20 protein-coding genes and 1 tRNA gene are annotated in these 17,716 nt (G+C 67.6%); 13 read left to right on the top strand and 8 right to left on the bottom strand.

Features of this window, described 5'->3' with window-relative positions; genetic code table 11:
• The first annotated feature begins 38 nt into the window (after positions 1-38).
• From OHA10_RS06635 to OHA10_RS06605, 7 genes are read left to right on the top strand one after another with little or no spacing between them, the layout of a single operon-like run.
• On the top strand, positions 39-533 hold the full coding sequence (locus tag OHA10_RS06635; protein ID WP_371405281.1) for an NADH-quinone oxidoreductase subunit J: 495 nt from the start codon (positions 39-41) through the stop codon (positions 531-533).
• Position 534: 1 nt separating this feature from the next.
• Positions 535-852: an NADH-quinone oxidoreductase subunit NuoK gene (nuoK, locus tag OHA10_RS06630; RefSeq protein ID WP_371405280.1), complete on the top strand. Its 318-nt coding sequence runs from the start codon at positions 535-537 to the stop codon at positions 850-852.
• Positions 849-2,615, top strand: a complete 1,767-nt coding sequence (locus OHA10_RS06625) for an NADH-quinone oxidoreductase subunit L (protein ID WP_371405279.1) — start codon at positions 849-851, stop codon at positions 2,613-2,615. The genes nuoK and OHA10_RS06625 overlap by 4 nt, the downstream gene beginning before the upstream one ends.
• Positions 2,612-4,165 carry a NuoM family protein gene (locus tag OHA10_RS06620; RefSeq protein ID WP_371405278.1) on the top strand — a complete coding sequence of 518 codons (1,554 nt, stop codon included), beginning with the start codon at positions 2,612-2,614 and terminating at the stop codon, positions 4,163-4,165. Before OHA10_RS06625 ends, OHA10_RS06620 begins: the two co-directional genes overlap by 4 nt.
• Positions 4,162-5,613: an NADH-quinone oxidoreductase subunit N gene (locus OHA10_RS06615; protein ID WP_371405277.1), complete on the top strand. Its 1,452-nt coding sequence runs from the start codon at positions 4,162-4,164 to the stop codon at positions 5,611-5,613. The genes OHA10_RS06620 and OHA10_RS06615 overlap by 4 nt, the downstream gene beginning before the upstream one ends.
• A 52-nt stretch (positions 5,614-5,665) precedes the next feature.
• A complete protein-coding gene (locus OHA10_RS06610) occupies positions 5,666-6,118 on the top strand; it encodes a hypothetical protein (protein ID WP_371405276.1) in 453 nt (150 codons plus the stop codon).
• A 23-nt stretch (positions 6,119-6,141) separates the two neighbouring features.
• Positions 6,142-6,945 carry a hypothetical protein gene (locus tag OHA10_RS06605; RefSeq protein WP_371405275.1) on the top strand — a complete coding sequence of 268 codons (804 nt, stop codon included), beginning with the start codon at positions 6,142-6,144 and terminating at the stop codon, positions 6,943-6,945.
• Here the strand turns inward: OHA10_RS06605 and OHA10_RS06600 are convergent.
• Positions 6,932-7,783, bottom strand: coding sequence for an arylamine N-acetyltransferase (locus tag OHA10_RS06600; RefSeq protein ID WP_371405274.1), 852 nt, complete (start codon positions 7,781-7,783; stop codon positions 6,932-6,934). The genes OHA10_RS06605 and OHA10_RS06600 overlap by 14 nt on opposite strands.
• A gap of 19 nt (positions 7,784-7,802) precedes the next feature.
• Between OHA10_RS06600 and OHA10_RS06595 the strand changes: the two genes are divergently transcribed.
• Both OHA10_RS06595 and OHA10_RS06590 read left to right on the top strand, forming a co-directional pair.
• On the top strand, positions 7,803-8,345 hold the full coding sequence (locus OHA10_RS06595) for a GNAT family N-acetyltransferase (protein ID WP_371405273.1): 543 nt from the start codon (positions 7,803-7,805) through the stop codon (positions 8,343-8,345).
• A gap of 5 nt (positions 8,346-8,350) precedes the next feature.
• Complete coding sequence (locus tag OHA10_RS06590) at positions 8,351-9,382, top strand: lactonase family protein (RefSeq protein ID WP_371405272.1); 1,032 nt, start codon at positions 8,351-8,353, stop codon at positions 9,380-9,382.
• A 3-nt stretch (positions 9,383-9,385) separates the two neighbouring features.
• Here the strand turns inward: OHA10_RS06590 and OHA10_RS06585 are convergent, their stop codons facing one another.
• Together OHA10_RS06585 and OHA10_RS06580 are read right to left on the bottom strand one after the other, a co-directional pair.
• Positions 9,386-9,682: a hypothetical protein gene (locus tag OHA10_RS06585; RefSeq protein WP_371405271.1), complete on the bottom strand. Its 297-nt coding sequence runs from the start codon at positions 9,680-9,682 to the stop codon at positions 9,386-9,388.
• Positions 9,679-10,545, bottom strand: coding sequence for a phytanoyl-CoA dioxygenase family protein (locus tag OHA10_RS06580; protein WP_371405270.1), 867 nt, complete (start codon positions 10,543-10,545; stop codon positions 9,679-9,681). The genes OHA10_RS06585 and OHA10_RS06580 overlap by 4 nt, the downstream gene beginning before the upstream one ends.
• A gap of 100 nt (positions 10,546-10,645) precedes the next feature.
• Between OHA10_RS06580 and OHA10_RS06575 the strand changes: the two genes are divergently transcribed.
• Positions 10,646-11,425, top strand: a complete 780-nt coding sequence (locus OHA10_RS06575) for a helix-turn-helix domain-containing protein (protein ID WP_371405269.1) — start codon at positions 10,646-10,648, stop codon at positions 11,423-11,425.
• Positions 11,426-11,435: 10 nt separating this feature from the next.
• Entirely contained in the window at positions 11,436-12,170 is a 735-nt protein-coding gene (locus OHA10_RS06570; RefSeq protein WP_371405268.1) for a GNAT family N-acetyltransferase, read from the top strand.
• Here the strand turns inward: OHA10_RS06570 and OHA10_RS06565 are convergent.
• Entirely contained in the window at positions 12,167-12,916 is a 750-nt protein-coding gene (locus OHA10_RS06565) for a response regulator transcription factor (RefSeq protein ID WP_371405267.1), read from the bottom strand. The two genes, OHA10_RS06570 and OHA10_RS06565, sit on opposite strands and share 4 nt — an antisense overlap.
• A 141-nt stretch (positions 12,917-13,057) precedes the next feature.
• Here OHA10_RS06565 and OHA10_RS06560 point away from each other — a divergent pair, with 141 nt between their 5' ends.
• Complete coding sequence (locus tag OHA10_RS06560; protein WP_371405266.1) at positions 13,058-14,293, top strand: vanadium-dependent haloperoxidase; 1,236 nt, start codon at positions 13,058-13,060, stop codon at positions 14,291-14,293.
• On the opposite strand, the gene OHA10_RS06555 is transcribed toward OHA10_RS06560, so the two are convergent.
• Together OHA10_RS06555 and OHA10_RS06550 are read right to left on the bottom strand one after the other, a co-directional pair.
• Positions 14,277-15,215 carry a phosphotransferase enzyme family protein gene (locus OHA10_RS06555; RefSeq protein ID WP_371405265.1) on the bottom strand — a complete coding sequence of 313 codons (939 nt, stop codon included), beginning with the start codon at positions 15,213-15,215 and terminating at the stop codon, positions 14,277-14,279. The two genes, OHA10_RS06560 and OHA10_RS06555, sit on opposite strands and share 17 nt — an antisense overlap.
• Before the next feature lie 57 nt (positions 15,216-15,272).
• Entirely contained in the window at positions 15,273-15,764 is a 492-nt protein-coding gene (locus OHA10_RS06550; protein ID WP_350859831.1) for a YajQ family cyclic di-GMP-binding protein, read from the bottom strand.
• 82 nt (positions 15,765-15,846) lie between these two features.
• Between OHA10_RS06550 and OHA10_RS06545 the strand changes: the two genes are divergently transcribed.
• A tRNA-Tyr gene (locus tag OHA10_RS06545) sits at positions 15,847-15,929 on the top strand.
• A gap of 123 nt (positions 15,930-16,052) precedes the next feature.
• On the opposite strand, the gene OHA10_RS06540 is transcribed toward OHA10_RS06545, so the two are convergent.
• Together OHA10_RS06540 and OHA10_RS06535 are read right to left on the bottom strand one after the other, a co-directional pair.
• Positions 16,053-17,480, bottom strand: a complete 1,428-nt coding sequence (locus OHA10_RS06540) for a tyrosine-type recombinase/integrase (protein WP_371405264.1) — start codon at positions 17,478-17,480, stop codon at positions 16,053-16,055.
• A complete protein-coding gene (locus OHA10_RS06535) occupies positions 17,477-17,677 on the bottom strand; it encodes a helix-turn-helix transcriptional regulator (RefSeq protein ID WP_371405263.1) in 201 nt (66 codons plus the stop codon). The genes OHA10_RS06540 and OHA10_RS06535 overlap by 4 nt, the downstream gene beginning before the upstream one ends.
• Positions 17,678-17,716: the final 39 nt, after the last annotated feature.

The raw sequence follows: 17,716 nt of genomic DNA, 5'->3' as shown, positions 1-17,716 counted from the left end.
CAACCCATCGACCCGGGCCCGGCGACAGAGGACGAGGCGTGACCACACTCCTCTTCAGCGTTGCGGGAGCCGTCGCCCTCATCGCCTCAGTCATCGTCGTGACCTCGAAGCGGATCGTGCATGCCGCGCTCTGGCTGGTCGTCGCGCTCGGGGCGATCGCCGGCTGCTTCGGCGTACTGCATGCCGAGTTCGTCGCGCTGGTGCAGATCCTGGTGTACGTCGGCGCGATCGTCGTACTCGTGCTGTTCGCGCTGATGCTGACCAAAGCACCGACCAATCCGCTGCCCGGCCTGACCACCGGCCGCAGCCCGTTCGCGGCCGTCGTCGCGGGTGTGCTGGCAGTGATCCTCGGCACTGGCGTGGTTCTTGCCTTTGGCAACGAGAAGATCAAGCCGGTCGCGGACGGATCCGCACAGGCCGTGGGTACGCAGGTCTTCAAGACCTGGGTGCTGCCGTTCGAAGTTCTCTCGGTCCTCCTGCTGGCCGCGCTGATCGGCGCGATCGCCCTGTCCCAGCGGAAGAAGGAGGACTGACGTGCCGTTGATCCTCCCGCTGCTGCTGGCCGTCGTGCTGTTCTGCATCGGGGTGTACGGCGTTCTCGCGCGCCGCAACCTGATCACGCTGCTGATGTCGTTCGAGCTGATGCTGAACGCGGTCAACCTCAACCTGGTCGCGTTCGACGCGTGGCGGGTCAACGACGCCACCGGTCAGACGCTCGCGGTCTTCGTGATCACGCTGGCCGCGGCCGAGATCGGTCTGGGGCTGGCGATCGTGCTGCTCCTGTTCCGCGGCCAGGGCCACGTCGACGCGGATGAGGCACGTGAGCTGGTGGAAGAGGAGCGGGCCACGTGATCGCCACCGCCTGGCGGGTGGCCGGCGTCGGTTTCTCGCTCCTCGTCGTGCTGGCCGCCGCACTTCTGTACGGCGTCGACCCGCAGCAGACCACGGCCGGCGGAGCCATGATCGGCGAAGACTTCTGGTTCTCGTACGAGTTCCGCACCGACGGCCTGACCGTGCTGATGCTCGCTGTCGTCGGAGTCGTCTCCGCCTGCGTCCAGATCTACTCGATCGGCTACGTGCGCGAGCGCATCGCGTCGTACACGGCTCTCGTCACGCTGTTCACCGCAGCGATGGTGACCGTGGTGATCTCGGACAACCTGTTCCTCCTGCTGATCGGCTGGGAGGTGATGGGCGCCTGCTCGTACCTGCTGATCGGTCACTACTGGGAGCGTCGCGACGCGCGGGCCGGCGCGATGAAGGCGTTCCTGATGACCAGGCTCGGCGATGTCGGCTTCCTGTTCGGGATCTTCGTGCTGGGCGTCGGCTACCACACCTTCCGCATCTCCGAGCTCGGCACCAGCCCGATCGAGCCGCACACGTTGACGATCGGCACGATCCTGCTGCTGGTCGGCGTCATCGGCAAGTCCGCGCAGGTCCCGCTGCAGACCTGGCTCCCCGACGCGATGCCCGGCCCGAGCCCGGTCAGTGCCCTGATCCACGCGGCGACGATGGTTGCCGCCGGTGTCTTCCTGATCGCCCGGCTGTACAACGTGTTCGTCGAGGCGCAGACGACCCTCACCGTGCTGGCCGTTGTTGCCTGCGTGACGATGCTGTTCGCGGCGTCCTGCGCGATGGCAGCGGTGGAAGTGAAGCGGGTGCTGGCGTGGTCAACCGTGAGCCAGTTGGCGATCATGTTCGCCGGGCTCTCGCTCGGCACGCATGACGGTCGCCGCGCGGCGCTCTTCCACCTGCTGACACACGCGGCCTTCAAGGGTCTCCTCTTCCTCTGCGCCGGCGTCCTGCTGCATCAGGTCGGCAGCGCCGCGTTCGTCGTACTGCGTCGTTACACCCGCCGCGGAGCCTCGCGGAAGCAGTTGCGGGTGACGTTCGTGACGATGACGATCGGCCTCGCCGCGCTGGCCGGCGTACCTGGGTTTGCAGGGTTCTTCTCCAAGGACTCCGTGGTCGAAGCGGCGTGGGAGCAGGCCCGGGACGGTTCGACGGTCGGCTGGATCGTGCTCGTCTCGGTCTGCCTGACCGCGGCGATGACCGCGTTCTACTGCGTCCGCCTGTGGTTGTGGGTGTTCTTCCGTACTCCGGCCCTCGCGGGCGCGGTCGGCGCGTTCGAGGGCGATGACCCGATGGCGGATCTCGACGAGCCCGACGCGAACAAGTTGCGCGACGGCTCGTGGGTGATGCTCGCACCGATGGTGCTGCTCGCCGCCGGCGCGATCGGGCTCGGCTACACCGACGGCGTGCACCTCAACTGGGCGATCGCCGCCGTCACGACTGGGCTCGCGTTGCTCGGCGGGTTCGCGGCGTACTCGCTCTGGACTCGCGGTGCCGATCCGCGACCGGTCGTGCTGGAGCGTGAGTACGGCGTGGATCCGGCGTACCAGCGGCTCTTCGTCGTACCGGTGCAGTGGCTCGCCAAGCTCGCGGTCGGCAACGATCGGGATGTCATCGGTGCTTATGTACGGGCGACCGGACGTGCCGGCGTGCTGGCTTCGCAGGGGTTCCGGAAGCTGCAGACGGGCAACGTGCAGACGTATCTGACGGCGGCGGTGATCGGTGCGGTCGCGCTGGCGATCCTCGCGGGGGTGATCGGCTCGTGAGCGAATCGTTGCTGATCGCCCTGATCGCGGTGCCGACGCTGACCGCTGTCGTGCTCTGGGCGCTGCCGGTGGTGACGGCCGATCGCATCGCGGCGGTCGTCGGGACGATCGTGTCCGGGGTGCTGCTGGTCGCATCGTTCGTCCTGTGGTGGGACATGCGGCGACCGCACTGCCCGTGCACCTACACGCTGGGGTTGAGCGCAGGACCACAGCCGCGGACCTTGCCCGGCAAACTCCAGCCGTACGTCGACATCAACGTCCCGTGGATCCCGTCGCTGGACGTCCGCTTCCATCTCGCCGTCGACACGATCTCGATCCCACTGATCGCTCTGACGACGCTGCTCGTCTTCCTATGCTGCGTCTACTCGCTGAAGATCACCCCACGCATCGGCCGGACCCGCTCGCTGATCGCACTTCTGCTCGTGATCGAGACCGGCGTGATCGGCACGTTCGCCGCCTCCGACCTCGTGCTGTTCTTCGTGTTCTTCGAGATCGTGCTGATCCCGATGTGGCTCGTGATCGACATCTGGGGCGACGACCACGACCGAGCCGGGCGTCGTCGTGCGGCGACCACGTTCATCCTGATGACGGTGTTCGGGTCGGCGCTGATGCTGCTCGGCTTCCTGCTCATCCATCGGCACGCGGGGACGTTCGACCTGGTGTTCCTGGGGCAGCATCCGATCAAGGGCGGACACGGGGTTCCGCTGGCCGCCGCCATCCTGATCGCGGTCGGGCTCGCGGTGAAGATGCCGCTCTGGCCGTTGCACATCTGGTTGCCGGACGCCCACGCCAAGGCGCCGACGGTCGGCTCGGTGCTGCTGGCCGGCGTACTGCTGAAGCTGGGCAGCTACGGGATGATCCGGATCCTGCTGCCGGTCCTGCCCGATGCGACCGCCACGATCGCGCCGTACCTGGCCGGCTTCTCGGTGGTCGCGATCATCGCCGGGTCGCTGGCCTGCCTCGCGCAGACCGACGTGAAGCGGCTGATCGCGTACTCGAGCGTCGGGCACATGGGCTTCATCGGGCTCGGCATCGCGACGATGTCGCCCGAGGGACTGAACGGCGCGCTGTACGCGAACCTTGCCCACGGCATCATCACCGGTCTGCTGTTCTTCCTGGCCGGGGCGATCAAGGACCGGCACGACACCAGCGACCTGCGGGCGATCGGGCGAGCGCTGTATGCCCGGTTGCCGCGGATCAGCGGGCTCCTCACGTACGCGTGTCTCGCGTCGCTCGGGTTGCCGGGCCTGGCCGGGTTCTGGGGTGAGATGCTCGTCCTGCTCGGTGCGTATCACCCGGCCGATTGGTTGCCACGAGCCACTTTCATCGTGCTGATGGTGATCGCGGGACTCGGCGCCGTACTGACCGCGGCGTACTTCCTCCGGCTGATCCGCGACCTGTGCCAGGGTGATCCGGCCGAGAATCCGCCGGCCGCGTTCGCCGTCGACCTGAGCCGGATCGAGTTCGTCACCTTCGCGCCGTTGGTCGTGCTCACCGTGTTCCTCGGCCTGTGGCCCTTCACGCTGCTCAACCAGTGGACGTTCCTATGACGCTGACGTGGACCGATTGGCAGGCGATCGCCGTACCGCTGGTGCTGGCGATCGGTGCGGTTGCGGTGTTGCTGATCGACAGCTTCTGGAAGAGCGCTACGGCTGAGCTTCGCCATACCGTCGTCACGCTGCTGACGAGTGCGGTGATCCTGTTCGGGCTCGTGTTCGCGTGGGCGCAGCGGGGTGGGTTCAAACCCGCGTTCTGCCGGCCGGCGGTCGAGGGGCCGGCGGAGTGCAGTTTCGTGTTCGAGCCGTTGACGGCCGGGTTGTGGGCGGTGCTGCTGGTCGGCGGACTCGGCGTGGTGGGCTTGTCGACGTACCGGCTGTTGGCCTCGGATGTGCCGATCGGGGAGTACCACTTCCTGCTGCTGAGCGCGCTGACCGGCGCGACTGTGCTGGCTGGCGCGCGGGATCTCGCGACGCTGGTGATCGCGCTCGAGGTGGTGTCGCTGCCGAGCTTCGCGATGGTCGGGCTGCGGCGGGACCGGCGCGGGGCCGAGGGCGCGATGAAGGCGTTCCTGGTGTCGGTGCTGTCGACGGCGGTGATGCTGTTCGGCGTGTCCTACTTGTACGGCGTGACCGGCTCGCTGTACCTGACCACGATCGCGAACCGGCTGAACGGTCTCGACCCGGACCTCCGGCGGGTGGCGTTCGCGGCCGGGCTGTTCGTGATCGTCGGGTTCGCGTTCAAGATCGCGGCGGTGCCGTTCCACGCATGGTTACCGGACACGTACGTCGGGGCGCCGATCGAGGTCACCACATTCCTCGCGGTCGTCTCGAAGTCGGCCGGGGTCGCTGGACTGCTCGTGCTGGTGACGGCCGGGATCGCGCCGGACGGATCGCACCTGCGGACGGTGATCGCGATCCTCGCGGCCCTGACGATGACGGTCGGCAACCTGGCCGCGCTGCGTCAGGTCGAGGCGGTCCGGCTGCTCGCGTGGTCGTCGATCGGGCAGGTCGGATTCCTGCTCGCACCGTTGGCCGTCGGCGATGCGCAGGCGGTCGTCGGGTACCTGGCGGCGTACGTCGTGGTGACGCTCGGGGCCTTCGGGGCGGTCGCCGTCGTACAGCGTCACCGCCCTGGCGGGCTGCTGACCGACTACCGCGGGATGGTCCGCTCCGAGCCCGGTCTCGCTGCGGCGCTCATCTTCTTCCTGGTCGTCCTGGCCGGCCTGCCGCCGGGGCTCGCGGGCCTGTTCACGAAGTTCGCCGCCTTCCAGGCGGTCATCGATGCACACCTCGGCTGGCTGGCGATCGTGATGGCGATCAACGTGATGATCGGCCTCGCCGTCTACCTCCGCTGGATCGCCGAACTCTTCCGCCTCCCCGCCGACGACCCGTTCTCGGTCGACATCGAGACCCCCGCCGTGGCCATGATCTCCCTCTTCGCCGCCCTCACCGCGGTCCTCTCGGTCCTCCCCAGCATCCTGTTCGCCCTCGCCACCTGACAGCTTCCGGCCATCGCGGAGAAGTAGCACGTCCGGCGGTTATCTTCGACGAATGATCATCCGAGGTCTTGTCGCGGTGGCTTTGGTGGCTGCTACAGCCGGTTGCAGCTCCGGCGGCACCCCGCAACCGAGCGCAAGCGCCTCGCAGTCCACCAAGCCCGAGACACCAGCAGTTCCCGCGGCGAAGGACGGGCAGAACTACCAGGCTTGTACCGACGGCACCTGTGAGGTGCTCATCCGGCAGAAGGCCACCCTCAACCTCAACGGAGACAAGTTCACCGCGACGGTCGTAGCTGCCACCCTCAAACTCACCGACTCCCACGGCTACATCTCCCTGAGCCGCGACGGCACTGATGTCAGCCGCTCCGGCGGCGGCAGCGCGGGAGGCGTAGCCGGCGGCTTCGCCGCAGTCAGCTGGAGCAACCAGAACGGCCCACAACACATCGCCACCCTGACCTACGCCGAAGGCAACACCGTCATCGTGGCCTTCACGACACGGAAGTAGTCCGAGCGGCTAACCTTCGGCGGGTGAGCGCGCGACTTCTGGTGGTTCTGTTGGCGCTGGGGGCCCTGGCGGGATGCGGAAGTTCGGACACGTCCGCGAGCCGCCCGACACCAGTGCAGGTCGAGTCCGTTCCGGCGACGCCGGTGGCGCGGAGCTCCACGCCGGCGATTCCTCCTGCGGCGAAGGACGGGCAGAACTACAAGGCCTGTGCCGACGGCAACTGCGAGGTGCTGATCCGCAGTACGGCCGTGATCAGCGTCTACGGCGTGCTGTTCACCTTCAAGGTTGCCGAAGGGTCGTTCGACGAGCACGGCGGCGACGGCTTCGTGCAGTTTCCGGGTAGAGGTGGCCCGTTCACCATGAGCGGCTTCACCGGTGGTGCCGATCCCACGCTCACGGTGACCTTTCACGAAGGTGACACCGCGATCGTGGCGATCAGAACAGTCGGCACACCAACACCCATGCGACTCCGTACGACGATCCCGGGCGCGACGCCCCGGAGCACGACCCCGCCTCCGACGATGCTGCCGATCTATCAACCGGCTGACGGCACGGACTACAACGCCTGCCGCGACGGCCACTGCGAGGTCCTGCTTCATCGGTCCGCGAAGATCACCATCGGCAAACTGCCGTTCGACTTCACCGTCACGAACGGCGCCGTGCACATGCTGTCGTGCAAGCAGGACAACCCGCTCGACTGCTACGACTTCCACCTCGACGGCTCGGGCGGAGCAGGCTGGGCGGACGAGCCCGGCGGCGTGATGTATGACGCGAACCTGAAGGCCTACGACGGCGAGGACGCGGTCCTGTCCATCACGACGGAGTAGTCCGAGCGAGGAAGTCTTCGTACTGCGACCACACCCGGCGCCAGAGTCGGTCGCGGGCGGGCTGGGTGTAGTGGGGGAGGGGGAGGTGGAAGACGTCGGCCAGGGCGGTGAAGTAGGCGGTGGGGGTTTCGAGGAGGGTGTTGTCGACTTGGTCGGCGGAGGTTTCGCTCAGGCCGATGGAGCGGAGTACGACGACGGACTTCGGCGTACGGCGGAACGCGGAGGCGAGTCGTACGAAGGGGGACGTGGGGTCCGTCGACAAGCGGGCGTGCTGGGCGGTGAAGGCGTCGAGGCCGACGGGTGCCGACTCGAAGTCCATGCCGATGAGGTTTGCGCGGGGATCGTGGTCGAGGCGCCAGCCGTCGGTCAGCTCCGACGGGCGGAGGCGCAGCGTGAACGGGTGCTGGTGGACCTCGCCGACCTCGAGCGGCATCGGGTGACGCAGACCGTCGCCGAGACCCACGTCGACCAGCCAGACGCGGTCCGGATCCTCGATCAGACCGGTGACGGTGAGGACCATGTGACTGCCATCGACGCCGCCCGGGCGGTTGGCTGTCTGTACGCCGCCGCGGTGCATCTCCACGCGGTACCCGAGCTCTGTCAGTAGCAGTGCGAACGACCCGTTCAACTGGAAGCAGTACCCGCCGGCCTCCCGCGCGATCATCCGCTTCGCCGCGTCTTCCGGGGCCAGCGGACCGCCCGGCGTCAGCTGGTACTGGATGGACTCGTACGGCACCTGGTCGACGAACGCCTCGTGCAGTCGCGTCAACGCCTCCAGCCGCGGCGGACCGTCGTACTCGCTGACCCCGATCCGCTGGAGGAACGCCGTGGTATCCATGCGCCTTAGGCTAGGCGAGGTGATCGATACCCTCGACCGAGATGCAGCTCTCGCCATCGGCCCGGAGCTCGGCGAGGTGTTCGCCGCCGCCTTCGGAGCGTACGGCGAGGAGCCTGCCGACCCCGACCGGTTCGCGACCGAGCAGCTCCCGACGCACGCGGATCGCGAGGACTTCAGACTGGTCACCGCGCAGGTGAACGGACGGGTGGTGGGATTCGCCTATGGGTTCACCGGGCGACGCGGGCAGTGGTGGCCGGATCGGATCGCCGAGGCCGTGTCCGCCGAGCTGGCCGACGAATGGATCGGCGGGCACTTCGAGGTGGTCGAGCTCGCCGTCCACCCCGATGCCCAGCGCAACGGTCTCGGCGCCGCGCTGATGACTGCGTTGATGTCCGGTCTGCCACATGACAAAGCGTTGCTGACGACGTACTCCGATGACCGTCCGGCACCGCGGCTGTACCGACGGTTGGGATGGCAGGTGCTCGTCCCCGACCTCGGCTGGGGCTCGGCGCTCTACGGTTTGGACAGGGAGTGCCCGTCGCCCGATGACCTGGCAAGGTAGGGCTCATGACTTCTGAGCGGATCTATGTCGGGAGCTACACCAGTCAGGCCGGCGGTGGGGACGGGATCGCGTTCGGGCCGCTGGACGGGCTGCATGGGATTGCCAGCTTGGGGACGGTGGCGACGATCGCCGACCCGTCGTTCCTGGTCAGGTCCGCGGACGGGCGGTTCCTCTACTCGACCGACGAGGAGGACAACGGCCGGATCGCCGCCTTCGCGATCCAGCCGGACGGCGGCCTCGAGCTGCTCAACCAGCAGCCGACCGGCGGCGTGCACCCCTGCCACCTGGACATCGACCCGTCCGGCCGGTTCGTGCTGTCGGCCAACTACACGTCCGGGTCGATCGCCGTACACCCGATCAACGAGGACGGCTCGCTCGGCGACACCGCGTACTTCCTCCAGCGCTCCGGGACCGGACCGAACGCCGAGCGCCAGGAGGGGCCGCACGCGCACCAGATCGCGTTCGACCGTGCCGGCGCCTATGTGTTCGACATCGACCTCGGGTCCGACACCGTCTACACGTCCACGCTGACCGAGGACGGACAGCTGGAGGAGGTCGACCGGCTGCACATCCACCCCGGCGCCGGACCGCGGCACATGGTGTTCCACCCGACGGCGGGCGCGGCGTACGTGATCAACGAGCTCGACTCGACACTGACCGTGTGCAGCTACGCCGACGGGAAGCTACAGGTCGTGCAGACCGTCTCGACCCGGCCGGCCGACTCGCCGGGGGAGAACTACCCGGCCGAGCTGCTGATCTCCGGCGACGGCCGGTTCCTCTACGGCTCGAACCGCGGCGACAACACCGTCGCGGTCTTCGCGACGGCAGCCGACGGCCTGTCCGTGGAACTGGTGCAGACCATCGGCTCCGGCGGCGACTGGCCGCGACACCTTGCCTTCAGCAACGACGGACGGACCCTGTACGCCGCCAACGAGCGCTCCGACCAGATCGCGACGTTCAGCATCGACGACGGCCGGCTGACCGCTCTGGGTGAGCCGGTCAGCTGGCCGAAGCCGGTCTGCATCCTGCCCGTCTGAGACCTAGACGAGCTTCTCGAAGAAGAACTCGTGCTTGAGGAACGACACGTCGTACTCGTGACCCGGGTACGGCGGGTTCAGCTGCGACGCCTGGAACAGGCGCCAGCCGTCCTTGAGCGCGTCCAGCCCGGTCGTGTACGGCGGCTCGTCGCTGTCACCCGTGGTGGGGTGCGTCTCACCGGTGCCGTCGTACGTCGACCAGCCGACCACGTGCGCGTCGAGCGCGGAGGAGGCCAAGTAGAGCACCAGCACCTGCTGGCGCAGTCCGGTCTGCACTGGGGTCTCTGCCGTGGCGGTCATACCATCTCCTTCTTGCCCTTGGCGTGCGGGTTGTTGGCGCGGTCGGTCACGACACGCTGCGGCCGGTTCGAGACCCGGGTGACCCAGTAGTTCGGGTCGTAGGTGTCGTCGCCACTGATCGCGCGCCACAGCATGATGCGGTTGTACCGCTCCAGCCGCCCGGTGGCGTTCTCGTACCACGGGAAGCCCTGCTCGAGCTCGGCCGCGACGGCGTCGTCGTACAGGTCGTCGGTGTTCCAGAGCCGGACCTGACGGACGGTCGGGTTGAACCGGATCTTGAACATGTAGCGGTCGATGTCGCTGTCGTTCTTGCGGCCGCCGTGCCAGATGCCGTGGTGCAGGAACTGGACGGTGCCGGCCGGGCAGACCAGGCGGGTCTGGCCGAGCAGGTTCTGGTAGCGGCCGGTGTCGGACTCGTTGGTCCGGCGCAGGTGGCTGCCGGGAACGCTGAGCGTGCCGCCCATCTCGAGCGTCACGTCCTGCGGGTAGTACATGAGCTGTACGTCGAACGCGTCGGTGCGGACGTCGATGATCGCGTCACCGTGCAGGTTCTGCGCCTCGCCCTCGTGCGCCTTGCGGATGTGGACGGCGTGGTGGTCGACGGTCGGCTCGGGGCCGACCAGGCTGTGGATTGCGCCGGCGACCTCGGGAAGCTGGACCAGTCGCTCGACGAACTCGCTGTCCGCGAACGCCTCCGACAGCGGGGTGCCGTACGGAACCCCCGGGATGCCGTTCTTCAGGACCTCGATCGCCTGCTGGTTCATGTCGTCCGGTACGACGGCATCCATCCGGAGCGCGCCGGTGGCCACGAAATGCGCCATCTGTACCGAGGTGAGCAGGTGCTTGCGATGCGGCTGGGGCATCAAGACTCCCTGATGAATAGTGGTTACTACTCCACCAGCGTAAGTTTGGACAGCGTTGTCTCGCGTGGGCTGTGTTCACCACTAGTGGTAATTTCTCACCATGATCGAGCTGCATCTGGCCGCTCCGCCCGAGGTGGTCAACCTCGGCGCGGGGATCCATGGGGTGCGCCAGCGCAGAGATGTCTTCCGCCTGCCGGACCTCTGGCAGCTGCACGTCTACAACTACACAGCCGAACTCACCCTGGACGGGACCGCCTACACCGTGGCTCCTGGCTATGTCTCCATCACACCTGCTGGGGCGTCGGTGCAGTTCGACTACCTGGGGCGCTCGGAACACCTGTACGCGCACTTCCGTCCCCAGCGCACGGGCTCGCCTTCGCATGTCCCAGCAGTCCAGGACGCGGCCGGTGCGGCGCCGTTCCTGTCCAGCCTCCTGCGGTCCGCGATCGAGTCCTCTCCGTCCGGCTCGGGTCGCACCACCGCGGAGGTCTGGACCGCACTGTGGCGCATCGCCGAGCTCACGCCGGCCACCACAGAGGCAGGGCACCCGGCCGTCGCCGCAGCCATCGCCTACATCGAGGCGAACCTCGCCCAGCCGCTGACTGTGCCCGCGTTGGCCCGGTTGGCCGGCGTCTCACACAACCACCTGACCCGCCTGTTCCAGCACGAGACCGGTCAGACCGTGATCGCCTATATCCGCACCCGCCGGATGAACCGGGCCCGCCACCTCCTGGTGTCCTCCACGCTGTCCATCCCCGCGGTGGCCGCCTCGGTGGGGATCCCAGACCTGCAGGCGTTCAACAAGACCTGTCACCGCGAGCTCGGCGCCTCACCGCGCGCCGTGCGTAATGCGGTGGCCGGGGCGGGAGCGGCGGGCTAGCGTTCCGGGCATGTACGAACTGATCCCGGTCGCCGACGGCCCGCAGTACGACGAGGAGGCCGAGCAGCGCTTCGTCGAGGAGTGGCCGGAGTTCATCTTCCACGACGAGGGCGTCGCGCCGTACCGGGAGCGGCGGGTGCAGTACTTCTCGGACTGGGAGTTCTACCTCGTGTCGTCCGACGAGCGGCTGATCGGAGGCTGCTGGGGCGTGCCGATCGCGTGGGACGGGACGGTCGGCGATCTGCCCGGCGGGTTCACGGACACGCTGGCGCGGTCGGTGACGTCGTACGAGCAGGACGTCGTACCGAACACCTTCGTGCTGATGGCGGCCGCCGTCCGCTCCGACGAGCAGGGCCAAGGGCACGCGGGCCGGGTCATCACCGCCGTGCGCGAGCGGGCGATCGCCCGCGGCCTCGAGCAGGTGATCGCGCCGGTCCGCCCGACCCTGAAGTCGAGCTATCCGCTCACCCCGATCGAGACCTTCATGTACTGGACCCGGGAGGACGGCCTCCCGCTGGACCCGTGGCTCCGCACCCACGTCCGCCTCGGCGCCACTCTGCTCGCACCGGCCCCCGCCTCCCAGACCATGACCGGCGCCGTCGCCGACTGGGAGAAGTGGACCAAGATGCCGTTCCCTTCCACCGGCATCTACACCATCCCGGCAGGCCTGACGACTTTGACCATCGACCGCGAGGCCGACCTCGGCACGTACGTCGAACCGAACGTGTGGATGCGGCACGCCTAGGCAGAGTTTGCGACCGGGAAGGCTGTAGCAACGGCGGCGGTTCGGCTGTTCACGCCGAGGCGCTCGTAGATATTCTCCAGGTGCTTGCGAACGGTGCCCTCGGCAACGAATAGCCGGCGGGCGATCTGCGTGTTGCTGTGCCCGGCGGCGACCAGGCGGAGCAGCTCCCACTGGCGGCTGGTCAGATCGGGAATACCGGCCCGGCGGCGCTCCAGGTCGCGACGGATCTCGACCAGGTGCGGCCGGAGCAGCTGAAGCAGCAGTCGCTCACGCTCCGAGAAACCCGGCCCGGTGGTCCGGAACAGGAGCATCCGGCGGTCCTCGCCGTCGTGTTCCGGGAACGGCACCGCGATCTCGCTCCGTACTCCGTTCATCCGGTCCCACAGGCCGGCCTCGCTGTTCACCAGCTGACGCATGGACAGGTAGTCGTACGTCATCCAGACGCTTTCGTGGTCACCGGTCCGCTGGGGCCGGCTGCACGTCTTGTACCGCCAGTACAGCTGCCAGAACAGCTCGTCGCAGTCGTCGTCCAAACCCGGAGGCACGCTGGTCAGCTCCTCCAGACCGACGAAGACGCGGTCGTGTGGCCGGCTCACCTGGAACGTGATGTCGTCGGCCGGGATCAGGTCGCGGAGCGCGCGGAGCACGTCGCGCGGGAACTCCTGCCCGGCTCCGCCCCACCGCTGGTGGTCGACGACGTCGAGCATCCGGCGCAGATCGCGTTCGGTGACCGTCAATTGCTCCATGACTGCCCTCCCCCTGGAATTCAGCCTAGGCCCGATCCACCACGGGGCAATACGCCGAACTGCGTATGGCCCACCGGGCCGGCTCGCGGCAACGGTGGATGCGGGCGGTATCGCGCCGCCCGCTCTCGGGAAGGAACGACGATGAAACTGCTGACTCGCCGGCTTGTGTTGCTGTTGACCGGATCGTTGGTTCTGTCCGGGGTCGGTCTGTCGCCGCCGCCGAGTTCGGCCGTTGCGAGTGATGCTGCGCCGGTGCTGGACTGGAGCCGGTACGCGACGCAGGCGATCGTGGCGGGGCGGCCGCCGGCCAGTTCGGAGGTGTTGCTCGGGATTGTGCACGTTGCGATCGCGGACACCGTGGCTGGGCTCGGCTACGGCCGGCCGTTCAAGTTCGCCGTACGGCTGGATCGTCGGGCGTCGCCTGCGGCGGCGGTTGCTACGGCGGCGTACGACGTACTGCGGGCTCGGGTGCCTGGCGCGGCTGGCCTGGATACGACGTACGCCGACTATCTGGCGCGGGTGCCGTCTGGGTCGGCGAAGGATCGCGGGGTGGTGCTGGGGCGGTCGGTGGCGGCCGCCGTACTGGCCTGGCGTGCGGGGGATGGGCTGGGGAACGCCGTGCCGTATGTGCAGCGGAAGCCAGGGCCGGGTGTGTGGGAGCCGACTCTGCCTGCGCCGCCGGTGGACATTGTGCTGACACAGGTCCGGCCGCTGGCGCTGCGATACCGAGCGCAGTTCCGGCCCGACGGGCCGGATGCGCTGACGAGCAAGCGGTACGCGCGGGACGTGGCCGAGGTCGCTTCGCTCGGCCGGGCGGACAGTACGACGCGGACTGCCAAGCAGACCGACACGGCGAGGTTCTGGTCGGAGCAGACCGCTCAGCAGTGGAGTCGCGCGCTGGTGCAACTGGCCGGCGACCGGCACCTGTCGCTGGCCGGCGCGGCGCAGATGCTCGCACTGGCGCATGTGTCGGCTGGTGACTCGGTCATCGCGTGCTGGGACGCCAAGTTCCACTATCTGTCGTGGCGGCCGGTCCATGCGATCCAGCGCGCCGACACAGACGGCAACCCGCGTACGCAGGCCGATCCGAGCTGGCAGTCGTTGCTGAACGTCAACCACCCGGAGTACCCGTCGGGACACGCCTGCTTCACCGGTGGTGTGACTGGTGCGCTGCAGGCGTACTTCCACACCTCACACGTGCGTCTGGTGATGTCGAGCGTGGTCACCGGCACTACACGGGTGTATCCCGACCTGGCCGCTGTACGGAGCGACGTACGAGAGGCTCGGATCGTCTCAGGGCTGCACTTCCGTCACTCGATGGTGGACGGCGACGCTCTGGGCACCCAGGTCGCCGGCTGGATCAGCGCTCGGCACTGACCGCCAACGCCGCCAGGCCGTGGTCGAGGATGCCCTTGACCACGGCCAGCGCCTCGGCCTCGTCCGGGCCGGTGATGGCCTGGTGCGACCAGCCGATGACGTCTTCGAAGGCTCTGACGTGGCGGTAGTAGTGGATGGCGTCCTGGTCGAGGGTGTGGGGGCCGTAGCCGGCCAGGAAGGCGTCGACCTGCGTGGGCGTGGTCGGGCCGACGTCGCCCATGCCACCGAGCATGAACATCAGGTCCTGCTCACGAGGCGCGAAGATGACGTCGTCCCAGTCGATCAGGTGGAGGTGCTCGTCGACCAGGACGTTGCCGAGGTGCGGATCGCCGTGGCAGATCACGCGCGGGCCGGACGGCGCCGGCGGGCGGTTGGTGCGCAGGTCGGCGATGACGTGCTCGAACTGCTTCCAGACCGCCGCCAGCTCCTCCTCGACCTCACCCTCGGGTGTCTCGAGGCGCTTGTGGACCTCGTCCGCGATGGCCGGCATCCGTACGTCGATGTGACTGTGCTTCGGCAACGCATCCCGCAGCCGGTGCGGGGGCTCCGAGTCGTGCACCCGGCGGATCAGTACGCCGTACTCCGCCCACTGCTCGTCCGTCAGCCCGCTCTGCGCCGCCCGGACCCCGTCGATCCACGGCGTGATCGTCAGCCGCTTCTTCGCGTGGACGGACCACAGCCCGCCCTCCGTGGTCCGGATCAGCTCCGGCACGCCGAGCAGCCCGCTGTCGGCCAGGAACGCCGCCACCTGATGGCCCGTGTTCGTCCCGGCGGCGCTCCACTTCACGGCGTACGTGTTGGTCGCCGTACCGGCCTTCCACACCTGCGCGGCGATGTCAGCGCCGTCCGCGACCGGTGTGAGCTCCACCACCTCGAGCCCGAAATCGGCCAGCAACCACTTCCGCAGCAACGTCTCACCCACGCCCGCCAGCATGCCCGGCAACCGCATCGGGAGCGAGCCGATTACCGGGCGTGCCGGTCAGCGGTAGTTGACGAACTGGACGGCGAAGTCCAGGTCCTGGCCCTTGATCAGCGCCTGCACCGCCTGGAGGTCGTCGCGGCTCTTGCTGGAGACGCGGAGCTCCTCGCCCTGGATCTGCGCCTTGACGCCCTTCGGGCCCTCGTCGCGGATCAGCTTCGAGAGCTTCTTCGCGTTCTCCTGGGTGATGCCCGCGTCGATCGTCGCGGTGATCTTGTAGATCTTCCCGGACAGCTTCGGCTCGTCCGCGTCGAGCCCCTTGAGCGAGATCTGCCGCTTCACCAGCTTGTCCTTGAACACATCCAGGACGGCGCTCACCCGCTCCTCGGTGTTCGCCTGCATGTCGATCGCCTCGCCGGACCACTTGATCCCGGCATCCACGTTCTTGAAGTCGAACCGCTGGCTGATCTCCTTCGCCGCCTGGTTCACGGCGTTGTCCACCTCCTGACGGTCCACCTTGTTCACGATGTCGAAGGAGGACTCCGAAGCCATGGGCACATCCTTTCCGATTTGCTGTCAGGGCCACTACCTGTTGTATCGTCTCCCACGCCGGTTCACGAACCGGCAGCACCCTGGCGGGTTGCCCGAGCGGCCAAAGGGAGCAGACTGTAAATCTGTCGGCGTATGCCTACGCAGGTTCGAACCCTGCACCCGCCACACGCTGAAAAAGGCCCCTGACCTGCGGAAACGCGGTCAGGGGCCTTCTTCGTGCTGTCCGACTGTGTCCGGCTGTCACCGGCCGTCTACGGCTGTCCGTGCGGAATACGTGAGGAAGTTCGGCTACGCAGATCGCCGCGGCCGCGTCTCGTTGAGGGCGGCTTCGACCCGTCGCTTCGCAACCTCGTCTTGTCCGTCGAGGCACTTGGCGTAGACCTTCAGCAGGACGTTGACGCTGTGTCCGGCCCACTCCGCCACCTGTGTCGCCGGAACACCCGCGTTGAGCCACAGGGACACCGCAGCGTGACGCAGATCGTACGGGCGTCTCGCGAGCGGTGAGGCCACCTGCGCTTCGCTCAGGACCTTCTCCCGCGCCTTGTTCCACACGCGGGCGTACGTGTTCGAGGAGACCGGGTTGCTGTACGGCGGTGGGAGCGGGACGCCTGCCTTACCCGTGCGGCTGACGAACAGTCGTCCACCTGGTCCCGACCGGAAGTCGGTGATGTGCCGGCGTAGGAGTTCGACCAGCTCGGGGCAGGCGGGCACCGGACGCGTCGCCTTGTCGGCCCGGTGCTTCAGGCTCCGATCCTCGCTCGCTTCGCCGTTGTCGGTCCACTCAGCACCCGCATGCTGCGTCGAGCCTGTCAGGAGCAATTCGCCCCAGCCCTCTTCGGGAAGGTGGCAGTCGGCGACGCGCAGGTGTTTCGCCTCGGATGGTCTTAGGCCGGCGAAGTACAGGCAGCCGAAGAAGGCCTCCAGCGCCGGATGAATTTCCCCGACAGCGCGAATCAACGCGCGTGCCTGATGAGGGTTCGCGACTACTCGGCGATCTACGACGTCGGTGTTTTCCGGCTTCGTCCATTGCACCTTGTCGATCGGATTGGCCTCGAATAGCTCCAGCTCTACGGCGTACTCCATCGCGCTGTAGAACGCGGAGCGCTTCCGCGTGACCGTCGCTGCCGCCGCCGCTTTGCCGTCGAGTTTCAAAGCGAGTGCATCGAGAGCGCGGCGCATCACCGGCGCCTCCCGCAGCTTCGACAGATCCGGTGAGCTTTCCGCGATCCATCGCAGGAGGCCGGCGTCTTTGTCCGGCGCTGTCGCTTCGGCCACCGGCTTTCCACCGCGGGCGCTCTTGTTGAAGGACCAGTTCCGCAACACCGAACGAACTCGCTGCATCTCGTCAGTGGACGGCTTCGGCAGCAACGCGACGGTCACTGTTGCCAGGGCTTCGGCGATGTTCTTGCGATGCCGCGGCGAGGCATGCGGCCACTTCACGTCCACGAATTCTGTAGCGTGCTCGTACCAGGTGCGACGACTCAATTCGCGCAACATCGTTTGTGGGAGCCCGGTTGCGATGTCGAAGGGAACACCTTCTCGGGCCGCCGTCATGATGTCGGATCGGAAGCTGTCGGCGAGCTTGCTGTGAGTGAACGTCTTCTGCTTGCGCTCGCCTGCAACTTCCCACCGAACGGTGTAGCTCTTACGACGCTTTCCGGTGTAGGTGCTGATGCCGAAGATCCGCACGTCGTAGGAGAACTTTTCGTGACTCACGCGGCATCCTCCAAGCTCTGGAGCCAGTTGTCGAAGTCGGTACGGCGGATGCGCAGATCGCCGTTCGGCAGCTTGATGCAGCGGGGGGCCTTCTTGGCGGCCCGCCAGTCGTAGAAGGTGGACCGGGCGATGCCGAGTTCGGCGCACACGTCAGAGATGGTCAGGTGCAGTTTCGTGGGCCGGGTTGCCGTGCTCACTCAGGTGTCTCCTCGGAGTGGTCGCAATGACTGGACAGA

This window comes from Kribbella sp. NBC_00662 (genome assembly GCF_041430295.1).
GTDB lineage: Bacteria > Actinomycetota > Actinomycetes > Propionibacteriales > Kribbellaceae > Kribbella.
This window is presented reverse-complemented; position numbering and strand designations above follow the sequence as displayed.